Source organism: Solidesulfovibrio carbinolicus, from assembly GCF_004135975.1.
GTDB lineage: Bacteria > Desulfobacterota > Desulfovibrionia > Desulfovibrionales > Desulfovibrionaceae > Solidesulfovibrio > Solidesulfovibrio carbinolicus.
Genome location: NZ_CP026538.1, coordinates 2,377,394 through 2,391,181 on the forward strand (window position 1 = coordinate 2,377,394; position 13,788 = coordinate 2,391,181).

Genomic DNA, 13,788 nt, shown 5'->3' on the forward strand with positions numbered 1-13,788 from the left:
AAATCTTGTGGGTATTTCGGTCTGGGGGTAGGTTGGGGCGAGGCCGCAAAACCCGCGAGCCGCGCCGGGGCCTTTGCCGCCCAGGCTTGAGGAGAACAGCCATGCCGCAGATCACCGTCACCGAACACCTGCTGTTGCACCAAAAAGAATCCCCCATGGCCTCGGGCCGCTTCACCCGGCTGCTTAACGATCTGATCCTGGCCGCCAAGATTATCTCCCGGGAAGTCAGCAAGGCCGGCCTTGTTGATGTGCTGGGCTTCACCGGCGAGGTCAACGTCCAGGGCGAACAGGTCCAAAAGCTCGACGAATACGCCAACAAGGTGTTGATCCACCGGATGGAGCGGGCCGGGGTGCTGTGCGCCATCGCCTCCGAGGAAAACGCCGACCTCGTGCGCATTCCCGACCAGTTCCCCAAGGGCGATTATTTCCTCATCTTCGATCCCTTGGACGGCTCCTCCAACATCGACGCCAACGTCAACGTCGGCACCATCTTTTCCATCTACCGCGTGGCCGAGGGGTGCTCCGGCGACAAGCTGTGCGATCTGCTCATGCAGGGCGCCAAGCAGGTGGCCGCCGGCTACTTCCTCTACGGCACCTCCACCATGCTCGTGTACACCACCGGCCGGGGTGTCCACGGCTTCACCCTGGACCCCAGCGTGGGCGAGTTCCTGCTGTCCCACCCCGATATCCGCACTCCGGAGACCGGCAAGGTCTATTCCGTCAACGAGGCCTACTGGTCCTACTGGGACGAGCCCACCCGCGAGATCGTCAGCGCCTTCAAGGGCACGGACAACCCGCGCGGCCAGCCCTACGGCGGCCGCTACATCGGGTCGCTGGTGGCCGACTTCCACCGCAATCTCCTCTACGGCGGCATTTTCCTGTATCCCGCCGACACGCGCGACCCCAAAAAGCCCAAGGGCAAGCTGCGCCTGTTGTGCGAGGCCAATCCCCTGGCCTTTGTCATCGAACAGGCCGGCGGCGCGGCCACCGACGGCGAGCGCGACATCCTGTCCATCGAGCCCGAGGAGCTGCATCAACGGGTGCCGCTTTTTATCGGCAGCAAAAACGACGTGGCCAAGGTTATGGAAATTTACGGCCGGGCCAGGAAAGCTTAAGCAACATGCTTTGTCTTGGCATTGAGACGTCCTGCGACGAGACGGCCGTGGCCCTTTTCGAGAACGGCCGTCCCGTTCTGGAAAAACTCGCCTCCCAGGCTGATCTCCATGCCGTCTTCGGGGGCGTTGTGCCCGAGCTGGCCTCGCGGGAGCATTTGCGCCGCCTGGGGCCGCTGTTGCTGGCCCTTTTTGCGGAATCAGGACGAAGCCTTGCCGACGTTGACGTCATTGCCGTGGCCCGGGGACCAGGCCTGCTCGGCAGCCTGCTGGTGGGGCTGGCCGCGGCCAAGGGGCTGAGCTTGGCCACGGGCAAGCCGCTTATTGGCGTGGACCATCTCCACGCCCATCTCCTGGCCGCGACCATCGGCCGGGAGGTGCCTTTTCCGGCCCTGGGGCTTCTGGTGTCGGGCGGCCACACCCAGATTGTGCGCCTGGACTCGGCCCTGTCCTTGGAGGTGCTCGGCCGCACCCTGGACGACGCCGCCGGCGAGGCCTTTGACAAGGCCGCCAAGTCGTTCAATCTGCCGTACCCCGGCGGCGTCTACATCGACGTGCTGGGCCGGGGGATCGCACCGGACAAGACGCTTTTTCCGCGTCCGTTTTTGGACAACGACCATCTGGACTTCAGCTTCAGCGGCCTTAAGACCGCTGTGGCGTCCTATGCCGCCGCCCATCCCGAACTGCGTGCCGGCAGCCTGGCCGAGGCGGGCGGGGCCATCGACCCCGAGGCCTGGCCCATGGCCTTGCGGCGGGCCTGTTCTTCGCTCAATTTCGCCATTGCCGACACCTTGCGCATCAAGTTCGAGCGGGCCTTGGATCGGCCGCCCGGGCCGCCGGCCAGTCTCATCGCCGCCGGCGGCGTGGCCGCCAACGGCCCCATCCGGGCCATGCTGGCCGATCTGGCCGCCCGACGCGGCTTGCCGCTCTATTTGCCCGAGCCGGCCCTTTGCGCCGACAACGCCGTCATGGTCGCGGCGGCAGGCAGCCGGCTGGCCGAGGCTGGCTATGCCCACGACCTGACGCTGACCGCCGTCCCCCGGGGACGAAAGGTGCCCTGGGACTATGTCGGCGGGCCGTCCGGCAAGGCGGCATCGGTTGACAGCGCCTCGTCGGCGCAATAGGTTCGCACGATTACGGCCCTTGAGTATGACGGTAAACGGCGCGACCCGCCGTCCCGATAACGCCAGAAACCCGACCGCCCCGGCGGTCGGCCAGACCATGAAAGGAGAGCATCCATGGCCATCCAACTGAGCGACGCCAACTTCGAAGCCGAAGCCCTGCAGTGCGACCTGCCCGTTCTGGTGGACTTCTGGGCGCCCTGGTGCGGGCCGTGCCGTGCCATGGGTCCGGTCATCGACGAACTGGCCAACGAGTACACCGGCCAGGTCAAGGTGGCCAAGATGAACGTCGATGAAAACCCGAGCACCCCGAGCAAGTACGGCATCCGCGCCATCCCCACCCTGATCCTGTTCAAGGGCGGCGAAGTGGTGGAGCAGATCACCGGCGCCGTGTCCAAAAGCTCGATCAAGGAAATGCTCTCCCAGAAGGCGCTCTAATCCATGAAACGATTCGACGCCGTCGTGATCGGGGGCGGCCCGGCCGGCATCACGGCCGCCCTGTATCTGGCCCGGTCCGACGTGTCCGTTGCCATGATCGAAAAGCTCTCGCCGGGCGGCCAGATGCTCATGACGCATCTGATTGAGAACTATCCGGGCTTCCCGGATGGCATCGAGGGCTGGAAGCTGGCCGACGCCATGGCCGCCCACCTGGGGCATTATGCCGTCGAGCGCATCAATGACGAGGTCACGGCCATCGAGTCCGAGGGCGGACTGCATCGCATCCGCGTGGGCGGCGAGGTGGTCGAGGCCAAGGCCGTGGTGCTGTGCACCGGCGCGCGCTACAAGCGCGTCGGCATCCCCGGCGAGCGCGAACTGGCCGGCCGGGGCGTGTCCTACTGCGCCCTGTGCGACGGCAATTTCTTCAGGAACCAGACCGTGGCCGTCATCGGCGGCGGCAACTCGGCCCTGGAGGAATCGCTCTATCTGGCCCGGCTCGTGAAAAAGCTCTACCTGATCCATCGCCGCGACGATTTTCGCGGCCAGAAGTGCTTCCAGGATCGCTGCTTCACCCATCCGGTCATCGAGGTGCTGCGTTCCACGGTCGTGTGCTCCATCTCCGGCGGCGACGCCGTCACCGGCATTGAGGTCCGCGACGTCAAATCCGGCGATTGCCGCACCATCCCCGTGGACGGCGTATTCGTGTTCGTCGGCTTCGAGCCTCAGGGGGATTTCTATCCGCCGGGGCTTACCCGCGACGACCAGGGATTCATCCTGGCCGATGACGAGATGCGCACCAGCATCGAAGGCATCTACGCCGCCGGCGACATCCGGTCCAAGTCCTGCCGCCAGGTGGCCACCGCCGTGGGCGACGGGGCCGTGGCCGCCCACGCCGCTTACGCCTATATCAGTACGCGGTTTCCGCAAGACTGATCGTCTCCGGACCCGTGCGACCGCGCCGCCCAGGCGGACGGCCGACGGGTCCGGCATTTTTTGCGTTGTGCCCCTTGGGGCCATTTGGTAAGAGGACGCGCATCGAGACGCCGGGTTCCGCTGACGCCTTCCAAAGGAACCCGACCGCCGCATGGCGCCCGGCCAGGACCGGGCCATACCGGGAATATACCATGAATGTGATGTTGCGCCGTTTCCTGCCCTTGGGCTTTCTGCTCCTGTTCCTTGGCGGCTGCGCCGGCATGATCGACTACTATTTCCTGCCGCCGCCCGAGGATACCGCCCAGGAACTCTATGAGGCTGGACGGCAGTCCATGGCTGACAAGGATTACTATGGGGCCATCAATTACTTCATGAAATTGAAGGACCGCTATCCGTTTAGCCCGTACACGCCCATGGGCACGGTTGCCCTGGGCGACGCCTACTTCCTCACCGAAGATTACGGCATGGCCGCTGAAACCTATAAGGAATTCGAGTCGGTCCATCCACGAAGCGAAGAGATTCCCTACGTGCTTTACCAGGTCGGAGTCTCTAACTTCAAGCGCTCCGAATCCATCGACATGCCGCAAAGCAATCTCCAGGAAGCCATCCAGTATTTCTACCTCTTGGAGCAGACCTTCCCGGATACCGAGTACGGCAAGGAAGCGGCCGACTACATCCGCCGCTGCAAGAAGCGCATGGCCGAGCATGAGCTCTTCGTGGCAGACTTCTACTGGCGCACCAGCCAGTACGGCGCGGCCTGGAAGCGCTATATGTACACGGTGGAGAACTACAAGGATCTTGAGGAAGTGCTCGAATACGCCAAGCTGCGGGCCGAGCTGTCCTACCTTGAATACCAAAAGACCCTGACCGAAAACGAACGCCAGGCCATTGAAGGCAGCTGGCGACACTGGGCCAAGCGCTGGTTGTAACCATCGATCTCCGGAAGCTTTTTACTTCCGGGGCCATACGGCGGCAAAACGGGGCGGCTGGCCGCCCCGTTTGCGTTTGCCGCGCGGGGACTTCATGAACGCGTTGATGTCCTTGCCCATGGGCCGTTGGCCCGAAGCCTTGGAACGCGGCCGCCTGGCCGACGCGGCCTTTGCCGCCGCCTACGCCCGCACGCCTGACCGGGAGCGCGCCTGGATCAAGACCGGCCTGGCCGCCATGTACGCGGCCATGGGCGGCCCCCTGCCGGCCTCCAGGCAGCGTTGCGACGCGCTGGGCCATGACCTGCTTGCGGCTTCTCTCGATGTCCCCCTGGATTACGTGCTCGTGGCCTGCGGCCGGGATTTCTTGTCTCCGGCCCGCTTGTCCGCCGTGGTCACGGCCGCCCTGTGCGCCCGCGTGCCCGACGTGGCCGCCGTGCGGGTGGGCGCGGCCTGGCCCAAACCGCTAATCACCACCCTGGAGCTGTGCGGCGTGGAAACGGCCGCCCGGATCTCCCGCCGCGACTGGGCCGGCCTCCTGGCCGAGCTTCCGGCCAAGGGGCGGGGCGTCGTGGTCCTTCTTGGCGAGCTGATCCTGCCGGCCGGAATATCGCCCGGCCTCGACGTCCGTCGGGCCGCCGTGGCCGGCAAAGCCGGCGTGTTCGGCCCCGGTTTCGACGCTGCAGCCCTGTCCTTTGCCCATCCGGATTGCACGTTTTATAGCCATGATGCGCACTGTCCCGAACTGCCCGGCTGGCAGGCGGGGCAGGGGGGCCTTGCCCAAGCCGGTCAGGCCGGCTACGACGCCGTTTACGTCGCGGCAGGCAACGCCCTGTCCCTGTCGGCCGACGCGCCGCTGTGTCTGGGGCCGGGGCGGGAGGGCTTCTGGCAATGGCCGCACTTGCCGCCCCAAGCCTTTCGCCGGCAACGCTTCGCCGCCGTCGTTGATCCCAACCGCGCGGCCTATGCTCCGACACCCGGCCCGGAGGACGCATGAGCTCGAAGAAAGGGGCGAAAAAAAACCGCCTGGCCAGCTTGCGCAACATCGGCATCATCGCCCACATTGACGCCGGCAAGACCACGCTCACCGAGCGCATCCTCTATTTTTCCGGCCGTATCCACCGCATGGGCGAGGTCCACGACGGCACCGCCACCATGGATTTCATGCCCGAGGAACAGGAACGCGGCATCACCATCACCTCGGCCTGCACTACCTGCGCCTGGAAAGACCACCAGATCAACATTATCGACACTCCTGGCCATGTCGATTTCACCATTGAGGTGGAGCGCTCGCTACGGGTGCTCGACGGCGCGGTGGGCGTTTTTTGCGCCGTCTCCGGCGTGGAGCCCCAGTCCGAGACGGTCTGGCGGCAGTCCGTGACCTACGGTGTGCCCAAGATCGCCGTGGTCAACAAGCTCGACCGGCCCGGGGCCGATTTCGAGGCGGCCCTGGCCGCCATGCGCGAAAAGCTGCGCGCCAATCCCGTGGCCGTGACCATTCCCCTGGGCCAGGGACCGGAGCTGTCGGCCATCATTGATTTGGCCGCCATGGAGCATGTCCGTTTTTCCGGCGACGGCGAGGAAGTCTCGCGCCGGCTGCTGACCGACGACGAAGCTGCCTATGCCGCGCCCTGGCGCGAGCGGCTGGTGGAAGCGGCCTGCGAATACGACGAGGCGCTCATGGATGCCTATCTCGGCGGCGAAGCCGTGGCCGCCGCTACTATCGAGGCCGCCCTGCGCCTAGGGACCCTGGAGCACAAGGTCACGCCGGTTTTCGCTGCCTCGGCTCTCAAAAACATTGGCGTCCAGCCGGTCCTCGACGGTATTTTGGCCTATCTGCCCAGTCCCTTGGACCGAGGTGGAGCGCGCGGCGTCGATCCCGCTTCCAAGTCCGAGATTGTTTATCCGCCCGAGGCTGACGCGCCTCTGGCCGCCCTGGCCTTCAAGGTCAGCATGGAGACCGGCCGGCGGCAGGTGTTCGTACGCGTCTATTCCGGCCGCCTGGAGGCCGGCAAGGACGTCTGGAACGCCACGCGCGGCGAGATTGAGCGGCCGGCCAGACTCTTTCATCTCCACGCCGGCCACCGCGAAAAGGCCGAGACGGCCGGCCCCGGCGAGATCGTGGCCATCGCCGGCCTGCGCCGGGCGGCCACGGGCGACACCTTGTGCGACAAGGGCAGCCCCATCCTGTTGGAAGCCATCGGCGGCTACAAGCCGGTCATCAGCCTGGCCCTGGAGCCCAAGAACACCGAGGAGACCGACAAGCTCAAGGAAGTCCTCGACAAGCTGGCCGAGGAAGACCCGACCTTGACTGTGGCCCACGACCCGGACACCGGCCAGATGATTCTTTCGGGCATGGGCGAACTCCATCTCGACGTGGTGCTGGAGCGGGCCAGGCGGGAATACGGCGTTTCGCCGCGTGCCGGCAAGCCGCAGGTGGTCTATCAGGAGACCGTCGTGGCCGAGGCGGCCGGGGAGGGCGTGTTCGACCGCGAACTGGGCGACCGAACTCACCACGGCCGGGTGACCGTGGTTGTATCGCCGCTGCCCCGGGGAGCCGGCCGGGAAATTTCCTTCGAGATCGACCGCCTGGCCTATCCGCCGGCCTGGAGCGCGGCCATGGCCGAAGGCCTCGAAGACGGCCTGCAAAGCGGTCCCCTGGGCGGCCATCCGGTCCAGGACGTGCGGGTGCGGGTGACGGGCGTCTTTCCGGTCGAGGGCAAGACCACGGACATTGGTTGCCGCATGGCCGCCGCCCAGGCGCTCAAAAACGCCCTGGCCGCCGCCAGGCCGGCCTTGCTTGAGCCCATCATGGAACTGGAGATCGGCGTGCCCGACGCCTTTATCGGCGACGTGGCCGGCCTTCTCGGCTCCAAGGGGGCCAAGATTGAGAACATGGCCGACCGGGGCGGGCACAAGACCGTCACGGCCCTGGCCCCGCTGCGCCGGATGTTCGGCTTCTCCACGGACCTGCGCTCGGCTACCCAGGGCCGGGCCGGCATGTCCATGCGTTTTCTCAAATTCGACCTGCTCGGGTAGTCGTACAGGAACACATGTCCACGCGCAGCCTGGTTTCGCCGGAGGCGTCCAAGCGTTTCGACGTCTTGCGCACCCTCCTTGTCGTCTTCGTCATCGGCATCCATGCCGAAAAGGGCTTGCAGGCCTATTACAGCGCCATGCCGGAAGCCCTGAACGTCTATCTGGCCATTTTTCCGCATAACGTCTTTCGCCTGGCCGTGCCGCTTTTTTTCGCCGTCTCCGGCTACCTCTTCTTTTTGACCTACAAGCCCGACGCCGCCTCCTACGGCCGCATGATCGTCAAGAAGACCAAGAGCATCCTCGTGCCCTTTCTCATCTTCAACGCCATCACCCTGATCCTCATCAAGGTCTTCAACAAGGTGCCCTACATCGGCGATTTTCATGCCATCGACGCCGACGGCTACCTGAAACTCCTCATTGGCATCTACCGCTATCCCGTGGTCTACACGCTGTGGTTTTTGCGTGATCTCTACGTCTATTTCCTGCTGGCCCCGGTGTTTTACGTCTTTTCCAAGGAAATGCCTCTGACCGGCCTTGTCGCCTGCTGGGCGGCCTGGATGTTTTTGCCCCAGGGCCGCATTCCCATTGAGCTGAGCGGACTGGTCTTTTTCTACGGCGGCTGCGTCCTGGCCCGGACTCGGGCCGATCTCGACGGCCTGGCCCGTTTCGCCTGGCCGGTCGGTCTTGGCTATCTGGCCCTCATGGCCGTGACGGCGACCTATGAGTGCCTCTACGGCTGCCAGTCCTATTACCACATTCTTTACCGCAACAGCATGATCCTTGGTGTGCTGACCGTTTGGCTTGTTTCGGCCTGGCCGCCCCTTCGCGACGCCGGGATGCTGCGTCGGCTGGCCGCGACCTCTTTTTTCGTGTACCTGACCCATGAACCGGTGTTGTCGTATCTCATCTACGGCACGCGGTTTGTCTTCAAACCTTCGGACACGGCGGTCGGCATCGCCTACATGCTCCTGCTTACCGCCCTGACCTACGCCCTTTGTCATGGTCTGGCCCGGCTCCTCGAACGCTTTGCCCCCCGGGTTTACGCCGTGGCTACGGGCGCGAGATAGCGGGCCTTGCCGTCTCCTGCGCGGCAGGGTTGGGTGAGAACCTTTTGGTCGTTGACGAAGTCGCGGGCACTTGCCTGGCAACGGGTTTCGGCCCGGCTGGCCCTGGCCAGGAATGCGCCCAATTTTTCGAATAACAATACTCCGTCAAGCCTGTTGTCGTTTCGAAATGCAACTTGCCTTTTTCGGACGCAGCACAAGACGACGACAAGGAAGCGCCATGCGCATCATCGGCGGTCGCCTGGGCGGCCGCGTCATCAAGGTCATCGACTCTCCGGGCCTGCGACCGGCCACGGGCCGGGTGCGGGAAGCGCTGTTTTCCATGCTCGCCGCCCGGGGCGCGCTCTTTCACGGGGCGCGCGTGCTCGACTGCTATGCCGGGGCCGGGAGCGTGGGCATCGAAGCCCTGTCGCGCGGCGCGGGCAAGGCCGTTTTCATTGAACGCAGCCCTGCCGTGGCCAAGGTGCTTAAAGAGAACCTGCGCGGCCTGGGCCTTGGGCCGGACGTGGCCCAGGTCGTCGAGGCCGACGTGGTCAAGGCCCTGGGCCGCCTGTCCGGCGGCTACTTTGATCTCATCGCCATCGATCCGCCCTACGGCCAGGACCTGCTGCCGCCGACCCTGGCCAAGATCGCCGCCCTGAACCTTATCGCTCCAGGCGGCGTCGTCGTGGCCGAGATCGAAGCCGGGCTCGACCTGCCCGAGGCCGCCGTGCCGCCCGTCTTTGACTGCCTGACCGACCGGACCTACGGACAAACGAGGATCATCTTATGGACTCCCAAAAATCCTGCATCGCCGTCTACCCCGGAACCTTCGATCCCCTGACAAACGGCCACGTCTCCCTGGTGCGCCGGGCGGCCATGATCTTCGGCACGGTCATCGTGGCCGTGGCCGGCGATTCCCACAAGACGCCGCTTTTCACCCTGGACGAACGGGTGGCCATTGCCGAGCAGGTCTTCGCCAACGACCGCCGGGTGCTGGTGGAAGGCTTCAAGGGCCTGCTCGTCAACTACGTCAAGGCACGGGAAGCCAACGTCATCCTGCGCGGGATGCGGGCGGTGTCCGATTTCGAGTTCGAGTTCCAGATGGCGCTCATGAACCGCAAGCTCGACCGCACTATTGAGACGGTTTTTATCATGACCGACTACAAGTGGCTTTACATCAGCTCCACCATTGTCAAGGAAGTGGCCAAGCACGGCGGCGACATCCGGGGCATGGTGCCGGACCATGTGCGCGAGCGGATGCTCGAACGCTTCGGCCCGGCAAACGGGGGCGGGGGGGGCGCGTGCGCGTGAAGACCCGGGTTGTCTGTCTGGCCGGAGCCACGGGCACGGGCAAGACCGCCGCGGCCATCGCCCTGGCCCGGGCTTTTGGCGGCGAAGTGATAAATGTGGATTCGCGCCAAGTTTACCAGGGCCTGCCGGTGCTGACCGCTCAGCCTAATGACGAGGAGCGCGCCGTCTGTCCGCACCACCTCTACGGCGATACGCCGCTGGATCAGCCCGTGGCGGCCGGCGATTTCGCCGTGCGGGCCAGGGCCTGCGCCGCGTCCATTGCCGGGCGCGGCCGGCTGCCGCTGTTTGTCGGCGGCACAGGCCTCTATTTTAGGGCCATCCTCGGCGGGCTGGCCCCCATCCCGCCCGTGCCGGCCGAGGTGCGCGCCGCCGTCGCCGACGACTGGTGCCGGCTGGGGCCGGCCGCGATGCACGCCCGGCTGGCCGAGCGCGATCCCGACTACGCGGCCAAGATCGCCCCGGCCGACCGCCAGCGCGTCACCCGCGCTCTGGAGGTCGAGGCCGCAACCGGCCGCAGCTTTTCCGATTGGCACCGCCAAGGCGACCCCGACGCCCCGGACTATGACGTCATACACCTTGGGCTGACCCTACCCCTGGAGGAACTGGGGCCTCGGCTGGCCCGGCGCATCGAGGCCATGGCCGCCGGCGGCGCCCTCGAGGAAGTGCGCGCCGCCCTGGACCGCTATCCGCCGGACGCCCCGGGTTTAAGCGGCATCGGCGGGCCGGAGCTGGCGGCTTACCTTTCCGGCAGCTGCGGCCTGGGCCGGGCCAAGGCCGACTGGCTGACCAACACCCGTGCCTATGCCAAGCGGCAAAGAACCTGGTTTCGCAAGGAACCGGACATCGTCTGGTTTGGCCCGGGCGACGAGGTCGGTCTGCTGGAACTGGTCGGGAAGCGTTTGGAGGGCGAGGCCTGATGGACCGGCGGCGCGTCCTGTCGTTTTTGGCCGCAGCCGGCGGCTTGGCCTGGCTTCGCCCATCCGTCCTGTTGGCGGCCTCGGCCGACGAGCTGGCCGGAGAAGGGCAGGCTGAACTCACCGGCGGCAATGTGGCCAAGGCCCTGATCCTGCTCCACGAAGCCCAGTCCAAGGATCCGCGCAATGACCGGGTTCAGGCACTGTTAGGCCGGGCCTATTTCCAGCAAGGCGACGCCCGGACGGCGCTTACCCATTTCACCCTAGCCGTGCGGCTCAATCCCGAAGACACGCTGTCGCGTTTGCTCGCCGACACCATCAGCCAGTTTCCCATGCCCGCCGTCAAGGGCGGATCGGGCCGCGAAACGTCGTCTTCCCGGACCCGGCCTTCCAAGTTGGCCCAGGACGCCAAAGCCGAACGCGAAGCCTTGGCCAAGGGCGCAGGGAAATCTTCCCGACAAGGGCCGTGGCGCGTGTTGGTCGATGCCGGCCACGGCGGCCTGGACGCGGGCGCGGCCGTCGGCGGTCTGCGTGAAGCTGACCTGGCGCTGGATCTGGCCTTGCGTATGGCCCGGGCGCTGGCCCCGGCCAGAAACGAGGTGGTCATCCACCTCACCCGCACCGCCGACGTGTCCCTGCCCGGCTGGGCCAGGGCTGGACTGGCCGGTTTCTACGGCGCGGATCTGCTCGTTTCGCTCCATGCCGCCCGGGTGAGCGATCCGGCGGCCATGGGCGTCGTGGCCTACGGCTACGGCCGCGAACCTTCCGACGCCCTGGCCGCCCTGGTCGCCCGGGTCGAAAACGCCGCCTACGGACCCGGCGCGTCCTGGAAATCCCGAGGTGGAGAAGGGCTTTTCCTGTCCGCCGCCAATGATGCCGTGGGACAGGCCCGGTTTGAACGGGGCCGGGAACTGGCCCGCGCCCTCATTCGCGCCATCCCCGCCGCCTCGCCGCTCCCGCCGCGCGCCGCCGGTTCAGCCCCCCTCGAACTGCTGGAAGAAGCCGACGCGCCAGGCATTTTCCTGGAAACCGGCTTTCTCTCCAACGCTGACGCCGCCGCCGCCCTGGGCAGCCCCGACAAGCGCCAAGCCCTGGCCCAGGCTCTGGCCGACGCCCTGCTGGCAGCGCTGCGGGGAGTGGAGATGCCTCCGGCGGCCGGGAGGGGGTAACCCCCTCCCGGACCCTCCCTGCCTGGGGGCGCGTTTTCCCCTTGAGGCTCCGCCTCAAGGGGAAAACGCGCCCCCAAACAAGAAGGACAGGCGGGAAAACGGCGCAGACCGCAAACCAATTGGGGGGTCCGGGGGCCTCAGGCCCCCGGCCGCCGGAGGCATCTTAAAATTATGCACGCAAAAAAGCCCCGGGGAGACGGCTCCTCGGGGCTTTGACGGCGGGGGGGATGTTGCTCTAGGCTTTGTGGTCAGTGGAGTCGTCCTTGGGCTTGCCCGGGGTCACGTCGATTTCGTCAGGCTCGTTGGTGGCCTTTTTGAAATTCTTGATGGCCTTGCCCATGCCGGCGCCGATCTCGGGAAGCTTGTTGGCTCCGAAAATGATGAGCACGATGACCAGGATGATGATAAGCTCCGGAAATCCGATTCCAAACATGCTGCGCCTCCGCGGGTGGATTGGCCGTGGCTATACACGCGGCCTTGGGGCAGGTCAAGGAAGGCACGGTTTTATGGACATTCCGTCATGACGGCGCGAATAAGCCGGTTGTCGGGCCAGGGTTGCCCCCATTGCCGGGCAGAGCGCTGTCTTTACGAAGAGCACCTCAACCCGGGCCTGCACGAGAACCATCGTTGCGCTGTGCTCAACCGGCTGTGCCGGGCCTTTGACGACTTCGTGCTGCGCGCCGACGTCATGGGTCTGCCCGATGAGCAGGCCCAAGCCCTTTGGGAGAGCCGTTTTCCGGCCACCTTGGCCAAAGAAGGGAATTGTCAGGATTACCTGCCCGGTGATACGACTTCCTTCCCGGATTGCGCCCATGTGATGGGCGATTTGTGCTTGCTCGCCTTTCCCCTGTGTCCGGGGCGCTGTCCGCGCTACCTGGAAGGTTGGGCGCGGGGTGTCGCGCCAAAGGATGGTTTTCATGACTGACGCTTCCGGCAATGCCGTGATGTTGCTGCATTTTCCGTGTTTGACTCCGGCCGTGTCCATTGACGGCGCGCCGGGCGTGCGTTTTCTTGATCCCGGCCTGGGCGAGCCTGGCGCCCCGGAGTTGCTGCGTCCCGCCGACCTGCCGCTTTCCCAGGAAGAACTGGCGGGATTTTTGCGCGAATTCGACCGCCTGCGCCGCGAGACGAGAAATCCCAAGGATCTTGCGCTGCTGGCCGGAGCGGGCGGAGGGCATTTCTTCAGCGAAACCTCCTTTGCCGTGCGCGAGGCCTTGGAAGACCAGCTCAATCCGGGCCGGGTGGCCCTGCGCCGGGCCAAGCAGGCTCAGCTGGCCTTGTGTCTGGCCGCCATGATCGAGCACAGCGTGCTGGAGCTGGCCGAGGCCGGTTCCCTGGACGAGGACTTCCGCAAAGATCTGGCCGAGAGCCTTGGCATTGAAGACGGCGACGACGATGACGACACGGCCATGGTGCTGGCGGCGGCCTTTTCCAGCGACGGCGGCCTGCCCACTCCGGCGACCCTGGCCGACGAATTCCGCCCGCCCTGGCGACAGTTGCTGTCGCCGTTTTGGGCCATTGCCCCGGTGGAGACCGGGATTTTCATTGATGATCCCGAAATCGCCGCGGCACTCCAGGACGCTGATCTCGGCTTTGACGACATCGCCCCCGAAGCGTTTCCGGCCTTGTTCCCCGGCGGCGCTCCCGATGCGCCGCTGATCGCGGCCCGCCCGGCCGGTTACCGGTTGGCCGGCCGGACCCGGCCCGACCCTGAGGCCCCGTGGCTCGACGCGACGCGGCTGGTCGTGGCCGTCAAACCTTAAGACGGAGAAGAAGGCC

The 13,788-nt window shown here is 65.8% G+C and carries 15 protein-coding genes; 14 read left to right on the top strand and 1 reads right to left on the bottom strand.

The window, feature by feature from the left end:
• The first annotated feature begins 101 nt into the window (after window positions 1–101).
• From fbp to C3Y92_RS10640, 12 genes are all read left to right on the top strand, one after another.
• Entirely contained in the window at window positions 102–1,115 is a 1,014-nt protein-coding gene (fbp, locus tag C3Y92_RS10585) for a class 1 fructose-bisphosphatase (RefSeq protein WP_129352344.1), read from the top strand.
• A gap of 5 nt (window positions 1,116–1,120) precedes the next feature.
• Window positions 1,121–2,236 carry a tRNA (adenosine(37)-N6)-threonylcarbamoyltransferase complex transferase subunit TsaD gene (gene tsaD / locus C3Y92_RS10590; RefSeq protein WP_129352346.1) on the top strand — a complete coding sequence of 372 codons (1,116 nt, stop codon included), beginning with the start codon at window positions 1,121–1,123 and terminating at the stop codon, window positions 2,234–2,236.
• A gap of 114 nt (window positions 2,237–2,350) precedes the next feature.
• Entirely contained in the window at window positions 2,351–2,671 is a 321-nt protein-coding gene (gene trxA / locus C3Y92_RS10595; protein WP_006918681.1) for a thioredoxin, read from the top strand.
• Between the two features lie 3 nt (window positions 2,672–2,674).
• A complete protein-coding gene (gene trxB, locus C3Y92_RS10600; protein ID WP_015860841.1) occupies window positions 2,675–3,604 on the top strand; it encodes a thioredoxin-disulfide reductase in 930 nt (309 codons plus the stop codon).
• 191 nt (window positions 3,605–3,795) lie between these two features.
• A complete protein-coding gene (locus tag C3Y92_RS10605) occupies window positions 3,796–4,533 on the top strand; it encodes an outer membrane protein assembly factor BamD (protein WP_129352348.1) in 738 nt (245 codons plus the stop codon).
• 94 nt (window positions 4,534–4,627) lie between these two features.
• Complete coding sequence (locus tag C3Y92_RS10610; RefSeq protein ID WP_235669454.1) at window positions 4,628–5,527, top strand: hypothetical protein; 900 nt, start codon at window positions 4,628–4,630, stop codon at window positions 5,525–5,527.
• Complete coding sequence (fusA, locus tag C3Y92_RS10615; RefSeq protein ID WP_129352350.1) at window positions 5,524–7,569, top strand: elongation factor G; 2,046 nt, start codon at window positions 5,524–5,526, stop codon at window positions 7,567–7,569. The genes C3Y92_RS10610 and fusA overlap by 4 nt, the downstream gene beginning before the upstream one ends.
• 14 nt (window positions 7,570–7,583) lie before the next feature.
• Window positions 7,584–8,636, top strand: a complete 1,053-nt coding sequence (locus C3Y92_RS10620) for an acyltransferase family protein (protein ID WP_129352352.1) — start codon at window positions 7,584–7,586, stop codon at window positions 8,634–8,636.
• 217 nt (window positions 8,637–8,853) lie between these two features.
• On the top strand, window positions 8,854–9,456 hold the full coding sequence (rsmD, locus tag C3Y92_RS10625) for a 16S rRNA (guanine(966)-N(2))-methyltransferase RsmD (RefSeq protein WP_129352354.1): 603 nt from the start codon (window positions 8,854–8,856) through the stop codon (window positions 9,454–9,456).
• Window positions 9,402–9,926 (top strand): pantetheine-phosphate adenylyltransferase, encoded by a 525-nt coding sequence (gene coaD, locus C3Y92_RS10630; RefSeq protein WP_129352356.1) that lies wholly within the window; start codon window positions 9,402–9,404, stop codon window positions 9,924–9,926. Before rsmD ends, coaD begins: the two co-directional genes overlap by 55 nt.
• A complete protein-coding gene (gene miaA / locus C3Y92_RS10635; protein WP_129352358.1) occupies window positions 9,917–10,843 on the top strand; it encodes a tRNA (adenosine(37)-N6)-dimethylallyltransferase MiaA in 927 nt (308 codons plus the stop codon). The genes coaD and miaA overlap by 10 nt, the downstream gene beginning before the upstream one ends.
• Complete coding sequence (locus C3Y92_RS10640; protein ID WP_235669455.1) at window positions 10,843–12,009, top strand: N-acetylmuramoyl-L-alanine amidase; 1,167 nt, start codon at window positions 10,843–10,845, stop codon at window positions 12,007–12,009. Before miaA ends, C3Y92_RS10640 begins: the two co-directional genes overlap by 1 nt.
• A 235-nt stretch (window positions 12,010–12,244) precedes the next feature.
• Here C3Y92_RS10640 and C3Y92_RS10645 read toward each other — a convergent pair whose 3' ends face one another.
• Complete coding sequence (locus C3Y92_RS10645) at window positions 12,245–12,442, bottom strand: twin-arginine translocase TatA/TatE family subunit (RefSeq protein ID WP_015860850.1); 198 nt, start codon at window positions 12,440–12,442, stop codon at window positions 12,245–12,247.
• 87 nt (window positions 12,443–12,529) lie between these two features.
• Here C3Y92_RS10645 and C3Y92_RS10650 point away from each other — a divergent pair, with 87 nt between their 5' ends.
• Complete coding sequence (locus tag C3Y92_RS10650) at window positions 12,530–12,934, top strand: hypothetical protein (protein WP_129352362.1); 405 nt, start codon at window positions 12,530–12,532, stop codon at window positions 12,932–12,934.
• The gene (locus C3Y92_RS10655) at window positions 12,927–13,772 is read left to right on the top strand and encodes a hypothetical protein (RefSeq protein ID WP_165352105.1); all 846 of its coding nucleotides are present in this window, start codon (window positions 12,927–12,929) and stop codon (window positions 13,770–13,772) included. Before C3Y92_RS10650 ends, C3Y92_RS10655 begins: the two co-directional genes overlap by 8 nt.
• The last annotated feature ends 16 nt before the right edge of the window (window positions 13,773–13,788 follow it).

Bases quoted from the DNA above. Each gene is read 5' to 3' on its own strand.
- C3Y92_RS10620 (WP_129352352.1), top strand. From the start codon at position 7,584: ATGTCCACGCGCAGCCTGGTTTCGCCGGAGGCGTCCAAGCGTTTCGAC.
- trxA (WP_006918681.1), top strand. From the start codon at position 2,351: ATGGCCATCCAACTGAGCGACGCCAACTTCGAAGCCGAAGCCCTGCAG.
- tsaD (WP_129352346.1), top strand. From the start codon at position 1,121: ATGCTTTGTCTTGGCATTGAGACGTCCTGCGACGAGACGGCCGTGGCC.
- C3Y92_RS10645 (WP_015860850.1), bottom strand. From the start codon at position 12,442: ATGTTTGGAATCGGATTTCCGGAGCTTATCATCATCCTGGTCATCGTG.
- C3Y92_RS10605 (WP_129352348.1), top strand. From the start codon at position 3,796: ATGAATGTGATGTTGCGCCGTTTCCTGCCCTTGGGCTTTCTGCTCCTG.
- trxB (WP_015860841.1), top strand. From the start codon at position 2,675: ATGAAACGATTCGACGCCGTCGTGATCGGGGGCGGCCCGGCCGGCATC.
- C3Y92_RS10650 (WP_129352362.1), top strand. From the start codon at position 12,530: ATGACGGCGCGAATAAGCCGGTTGTCGGGCCAGGGTTGCCCCCATTGC.
- fusA (WP_129352350.1), top strand. From the start codon at position 5,524: ATGAGCTCGAAGAAAGGGGCGAAAAAAAACCGCCTGGCCAGCTTGCGC.
- C3Y92_RS10610 (WP_235669454.1), top strand. From the start codon at position 4,628: ATGAACGCGTTGATGTCCTTGCCCATGGGCCGTTGGCCCGAAGCCTTG.
- coaD (WP_129352356.1), top strand. From the start codon at position 9,402: ATGGACTCCCAAAAATCCTGCATCGCCGTCTACCCCGGAACCTTCGAT.
- rsmD (WP_129352354.1), top strand. From the start codon at position 8,854: ATGCGCATCATCGGCGGTCGCCTGGGCGGCCGCGTCATCAAGGTCATC.
- C3Y92_RS10655 (WP_165352105.1), top strand. From the start codon at position 12,927: ATGACTGACGCTTCCGGCAATGCCGTGATGTTGCTGCATTTTCCGTGT.
- fbp (WP_129352344.1), top strand. From the start codon at position 102: ATGCCGCAGATCACCGTCACCGAACACCTGCTGTTGCACCAAAAAGAA.
- C3Y92_RS10640 (WP_235669455.1), top strand. From the start codon at position 10,843: ATGGACCGGCGGCGCGTCCTGTCGTTTTTGGCCGCAGCCGGCGGCTTG.